The organism is Rhabdothermincola sp., assembly GCF_036846205.1.
Taxonomy (GTDB): domain Bacteria; phylum Actinomycetota; class Acidimicrobiia; order Acidimicrobiales; family Acidimicrobilacustridaceae; genus Rhabdothermincola.
The window spans coordinates 1-5598 of sequence record NZ_DAIUCK010000017.1 but is presented as its reverse complement, the minus strand read 5'-3'; the positions used below and the strand labels follow the sequence as shown (position 1 = coordinate 5598).

Annotated in this window: 5 protein-coding genes and 3 tRNA genes; 4 read left to right on the top strand and 4 right to left on the bottom strand. The window is 67.8% G+C overall.

Annotated features, from left to right (window positions below):
* Together acs and V7004_RS04065 are read left to right on the top strand one after the other, a co-directional pair.
* Positions 1-1924 (top strand): acetate--CoA ligase (acs, locus tag V7004_RS04070; RefSeq protein ID WP_334142370.1); only part of this gene is annotated, 1924 nt, incomplete at its 5' end.
* Between the two features lie 8 nt (positions 1925-1932).
* A complete protein-coding gene (locus V7004_RS04065) occupies positions 1933-2427 on the top strand; it encodes a phosphatase domain-containing protein (RefSeq protein WP_334142369.1) in 495 nt (164 codons plus the stop codon).
* Between the two features lie 21 nt (positions 2428-2448).
* On the opposite strand, the gene V7004_RS04060 is transcribed toward V7004_RS04065, so the two are convergent.
* The 4 genes from V7004_RS04060 to V7004_RS04045 all read right to left on the bottom strand — a co-directional run bounded on the left by V7004_RS04060 (position 2449) and on the right by V7004_RS04045 (position 5050).
* Positions 2449-2937, bottom strand: coding sequence for a YajQ family cyclic di-GMP-binding protein (locus tag V7004_RS04060; RefSeq protein ID WP_334142368.1), 489 nt, complete (start codon positions 2935-2937; stop codon positions 2449-2451).
* 86 nt (positions 2938-3023) lie between these two features.
* Positions 3024-3105: transfer RNA gene (locus tag V7004_RS04055), tRNA-Tyr, on the bottom strand.
* A gap of 101 nt (positions 3106-3206) precedes the next feature.
* Complete coding sequence (locus tag V7004_RS04050; RefSeq protein ID WP_334142367.1) at positions 3207-3692, bottom strand: GNAT family N-acetyltransferase; 486 nt, start codon at positions 3690-3692, stop codon at positions 3207-3209.
* 26 nt (positions 3693-3718) lie between these two features.
* Positions 3719-5050, bottom strand: a complete 1332-nt coding sequence (locus tag V7004_RS04045; protein WP_334142366.1) for a hypothetical protein — start codon at positions 5048-5050, stop codon at positions 3719-3721.
* A 260-nt stretch (positions 5051-5310) separates the two neighbouring features.
* On the opposite strand from V7004_RS04045, the gene V7004_RS04040 reads away from it, so the two are divergent.
* Together V7004_RS04040 and V7004_RS04035 are read left to right on the top strand one after the other, a co-directional pair.
* A tRNA-Thr gene (locus tag V7004_RS04040) sits at positions 5311-5383 on the top strand.
* A gap of 50 nt (positions 5384-5433) precedes the next feature.
* Positions 5434-5510: transfer RNA gene (locus tag V7004_RS04035), tRNA-Met, on the top strand.
* Positions 5511-5598: the final 88 nt, after the last annotated feature.

The window sequence follows — 5598 nt, the reverse complement described above, 5'->3', positions numbered from 1 at the left end:
CGAGAACCGCACGTTCCCACCCCCACCCGATTTCGTCGCCAGGGCCGTCGTCGCGGACGACTCGATCTACGCCGAAGCCGAGGCCGACTTCGAGGCGTTCTGGGCTCGCCGGGCACGTGAGACGCTCACCTGGTACGACGACTTCCACACCGTCCTCGAGTGGGACCTGCCGTTCGCCAGGTGGTTCGTCGGCGGGACCCTCAACGTCTCCTACAACTGCCTCGACCGCCACGTGGAGGCGGGGCGTGGGGGCAAGGTCGCCTACTACTGGGAAGGGGAGCCGGGTGACACCCGGACGATCACCTACGCCGAGTTGCTGGAGGAGGTCTGCCGGTTCGCGAACGTGCTGAAGTCGCTCGGTGTCCAACAAGGTGATCGTGTCGCCATCTACATGCCGATGATCCCGGAACTTCCCGTGGCGATGCTCGCCTGCACGCGCATCGGCGCGGCGCACTCGGTCATCTTCGGTGGCTTCTCACCGGATTCGATCATCGACCGGGTCAACGACGCCGAAGCCAAGCTCATCGTCACCGCGGATGGTGGGTTCCGCCGTGGCACGGTCTCGGCGCTCAAGCCGAACGTCGACGCCGCGATCGCCAGCACGCCGTCGGTCGAGCACGTGGTGGTCGTGCGTCGCACCGAGAACGATGTCTCGATGGTCGAGGGCCGTGATCACTGGTACCACGATCTCATGGCCGAGGCATCGGCGGAGTGCCCGCCGGTGAAGATGGACTCGGAGGCCCTCCTCTACCTCCTCTACACCTCGGGCACCACCGCCAAGCCCAAGGGGATCATGCACACCACCGGTGGATACCTGGCCCAGGTGGCCTACACGCACAAGGTGGTGTTCGATCTGCATCCCGACGACGACGTCTACTGGTGCGCGGCGGACATCGGCTGGGTGACGGGACACAGCTACATCGTCTACGGCCCCCTGACCAACGGCGCCACGTCGGTCATCTACGAGGGCACTCCTGACACACCAGGGCGTGATCGCTTGTGGGCCATCGTGGAGAAGTACGGCGTGACACAGCTGTACACGGCGCCGACGGCGATCCGGATGTTCATGAAGTGGGGCCATGAGGAACCCGAGAAACACGACCTCTCGAGCCTCCGTCTTCTCGGGACGGTGGGTGAACCCATCAACCCCGAGGCGTGGATGTGGTACTACCGCTACATCGGAGGTGAGCGCTGCCCGATCGTCGACACCTGGTGGCAGACCGAGACGGGGGCGCACATGATCACGCCGCTGCCGGGTGTCACCACACTCAAGCCCGGCTCCGCCACCTTCGCCTTCCCCGGCATCGGCGTGGAGGTCGTGGACGATCACGGTCGGCCGGTGGAACGGGGGGGCGGCTATCTCACGCTCACGCGTCCGTGGCCGGCGATGCTGCGAGGTATCTGGGGTGATCCCGAGCGGTACCGGGAGACCTACTGGTCCCGGTTCCCGGGCCGGTACTTCGCGGGTGACGGCTGCAAGATCGACGACGATGGCTATCTGTGGCTGCTCGGTCGCGTCGACGACGTCATGAACGTCTCGGGACACCGGGTCTCCACCACCGAGGTCGAATCTGCGCTCGTCGATCATGAGGCAGTCGCGGAGGCGGCGGTCGTTGGGGCTTCGGATCCCACGACCGGCCAGGCGATCATCGGCTACGTCATCCTGAAGCAGCGCTTCGAGCCCACCCCCGAACTCGTGGAGGAGATCCGCCAGCACGTGGCGGTGAAGATCGGGCCCACCGCTCGTCCCCGCACGGTGGTGGTGGTGCCCGATCTCCCCAAGACCCGCTCGGGCAAGATCATGCGCCGCCTGCTGCGCGACGTGGCGGAAGGACGCCAGCTCGGCGACACCACGACGCTGGCGGACGCATCGGTGGTCGAGGAGATTCGCCAGCGTGCGCTCGAGGCACCACAGGAGGACTGATCTCGCCGGTGGCGACCTTCCGTGAGCCTGACAACTGGAGGTGGCGCACCGGGCCGGTCGAGCCGGCACCAGCAGTGGTGTTCGACCTCGACGGGGTGCTCTCCGACGCCGCGGGTCGCCAGCACTTCCTGGAATGGCCCTACCGGGACTGGGAATCCTTCTTCGAAGCCTGTGGTGACGACCCGCTCATCGACGAGGTGGCGCGGCTGCTCGAGGTCATCGAGGACTCCTACCGGATCGTGCTCCTGACGGCGCGACCGATCCGGGTACAGCCGAACACGCTGGCATGGTTGAGCCGCTATGAGCTGCGTTGGGATCTGCTCGTGATGCGGGACTTCGGCGACTACGGGGCGTCCCGCGATTTCAAGCGGCGTAGCGTTGGTGAGCTGCGACGGTACGGGTTCGACCTCCGGCTCGCGTTCGAGGACGACCGGCGCAACGTCCACATGTTCCACGAGGAGGGCGTCCCTTGCATCTACATCCACTCCGGTTACTACGACTGAGGAGTGGGATGCGGCTCGGCGCTAGTCGCGGAAGTTCTCGAACTGCAGCGGGATGCCGAGGTCTGCCTCGCGCAGGGATGCGATCACGCTCTGGAGGTCATCCCGCTTCTTGCCGGTGACCCGGATCTGGTCCCCCTGGGTCTGGGACTGGATGCCCTTCAGGCCCAGGTTCTTGATGAACGTGTTGATCTGTTTGGCCTTGTCGGACGAGATGCCGGCCGTGAGGGTGGCGACCTGCCGGACCGTTCCCCCCGCCGCGTCCTCCACCTTGCCGTAGGACAGCGCCTTCAGCGAGACCTTGCGCCTGACCAGCTTCTCCTCCAGCACCTGGCGCAGCGCGTTCAGCCGGTCCTCGGTGACGGACCTCATGACGATCTCCAGCCCGTTGAGCTCGATGGAGGAGTCGGTGCCCTTGAAGTCGAAGCGGGTGCCCACTTCCCGTGCGGCCTGGTCGACGGCGTTGCGGACCTCCTGCGCGTCGACCTGGGAGACGACATCGAAGCTCGGCATGCCCGAAACGCTAGCCAACCCTGCTCGCCCACCCGAACCGGCCACCGGACCAGGAGGTGTTCCGAGGATGTGGCGGAGACGTGAAGTGGGCCGGGGTGGATTCGAACCACCGTAGGCAGAGCCGACGGGTTTACAGCCCGTTCCCTTTGGCCGCTCGGGCACCGACCCAGGACGTCTGACGATACCGCCTCCCACCTTCGCCGCGGAATTCCGGCCCGGTGGCCCGGTGGCCCAGTGGCCCGGTGGCCCGGCGGCCCGCGGACCAGCGGCTACAGGAGCCGCTGCATGACCACCACGTCGAGCCAACGACCGAACTTCCGGCCCACCTCGCGCTCGGTCCCGACGACCTCGAACCCCACCGACCGGTGAAGCGCGATGGACGCTTCGTGGCCGCCGACGATGCGGGCCATGATCGTGTGGAAGCCGTGCTGCGTGGCCAGCTTCACCAACTCCTCGAGGAGCATCCGCCCCACCCCCCTGCCACGGGCCTGGGTCGCCACGTAGACGGAGTCCTCCACCGTGGTGCTGTAGGCCGGTCGGTCACGGTAGGGCGAGAGGGACGCGAACCCGACCACCTCGCCGTCGTCGTCGGCTACCAGCACGGCGTGCGCGCCCGATCGGGCTTCGAGCCACTCGAGCTGCTCGTCGAGCGTGCGGGGCACGAGATCGAAGGTGACCGTCGAGGAGGTCACTTCGTGGTTGTAGATACGGCGGATGGCCTCGGCGTCAGCGGGTTCGGCGAGGCGGATCTCCACCTCCCAGACGCTACCGGCGGCGATGGTCAGGCCGCGACGTGTTTCGACGACCGCGGCTCGTCACCACCAGCGGGCTGCTCATCGCGGCTCGGCTCGATGATCGACAGTCCCCCGGTCATCGCCTCGAGGCGGGCCCAGCTCGCGACGTGCTCGTCCTCGGTGAGGAAGATCACCTGCTGATGGCGCGACGCCTTCATGAGCAGCTCCAGGAGCTCGCCCTTCACGGAGTCCTCGACCTGCGGGAACGGCTCGTCGAGGAAGAGCGGGTAGCTCTCACCCCCGCCCAGCGTCCGGAGATGGTTGAGCCGGTGCAGCAGGGCATGGGCCAGATCGGCCGCGGTCTCCTCCTCGGGGGAGAGACGAACCGCCATCGGATTGCGTACCTCGACCGTGCTCCGCAGCCGGTTCGCGGCCTCGCGGATCTCGGCCCGGTGATCAAGTGCCCAGTCGACGGGGATGTCGCCTGCCAGTAGCTGCCATTCGGTCAGGGCGGACCGGTGGTACTCGGCGGCCCGCATCAGCTGGCGTCGCTGGTGATCGTCGGCCAGGAGGCCGTTGACCTTGTTGATCTGGAACGTCAGGTAGGACTGCGCCCCTGCCGCGTCGAGCGCTTCCTGCTCATGGCGGCGGGCAGCTTCCATGCGCCGCCAGTACACCGCCGAGTACACCGTCATCGCCAAGGCGATGGCCAGCGCGGGGGCCGCCCCGGCCAGCCCGAAGATGCCGGCGAGGGGCACGATCGCGACCGCGGCGTTTGCTCCCACGAGCAGGGAGATCCGCCGCACCCGGTCGTGTGCCTCCTCCGCCTCTTCGAACGCGGCATGGCGGCGTTCGATCTCCTGGATGATCGGTGCGTCCTCGGGGTCCGAGCCGATCGCGGCCGCCGCTTCTGCCACCTCCTGCTCCCGTTCGGTCACCTTGCGGGCGACGTCCCAGAGCCGACCCTGGTCGACGTGGGCCAGCGTCAGGATGTTCTGCTCGAACTGTGAGCGGGTGGTGAGATCGTTCTCGGTCAGGCGCAGCAGCTTCTTGGCCGAACGTCCGCTCAATCCCGATCGGGCGAGCAGGTCGACCTGACCGTCCTCGGTGCGGAAGGAGTCCGTCACGTCGATGCCCCTCGCGAGGCTGATGACCCGGGCCGGGCCGTCGATCGGGCGCAGCAACCCGTACCGGGTGCCGGAGTCGGCCCGCAGTTCGAGGTGGACCCCCGCCCGGCCGCTCCCGAGGGCGCCGAGCATCTCGCCCACCAGGCCGCGGCGCTCGGCCGGCCCCACGCCGGCGATGACGGTGAAGGACGGGTGGAGGTCCAGGGAGAACGTGTTGTCCCCGGCCTCGATGGTCAGCCGTTCGATGTGCACCTTCTCTGGATCGACGCACCCCGCCGAGGACTTGAGTCAAAAGGCTCAGGGGCCTGGGTCATCCGGCCCGGGTCCGGCACCCCAGAGCGGGCACGGGTGGCTCCTCGGCGAGGCAGCGGGCCGGGCGGGCAGGGGCCGGTGGGAGACCGGACCGGGCCCGGCCGGGGCCCCGGGTTGGGTCTCGGCGGTCTCCCGTGGCAAGATGGCCCGCCCGTTGCCGGTGCCCCTGGCGCCTCGTGCCAGGGCTCCGGTGGCGACTCGCCCCCTTAGCTCAGTCGGCAGAGCGTTTCCATGGTAAGGAAAAGGTCGTCAGTTCGATTCTGACAGGGGGCTCGCTGGCTGGTCGCTCGGCCCTGGTCACGGGCCGTCCGGCGCCGACCAGTGGCGGCGTAGCTCAGCAGGTGAGAGCACTCGGCTCATAATCGAGGGGTCGTCGGTTCGAGTCCGACCGCCGCCACCACCCCATCCGACAACGACGTTCAGGAGAGCACCATCATGGCACGAGAGAAGTTCGAGCGGACGAAGCCGCATGCGAACGTGGGCACGAT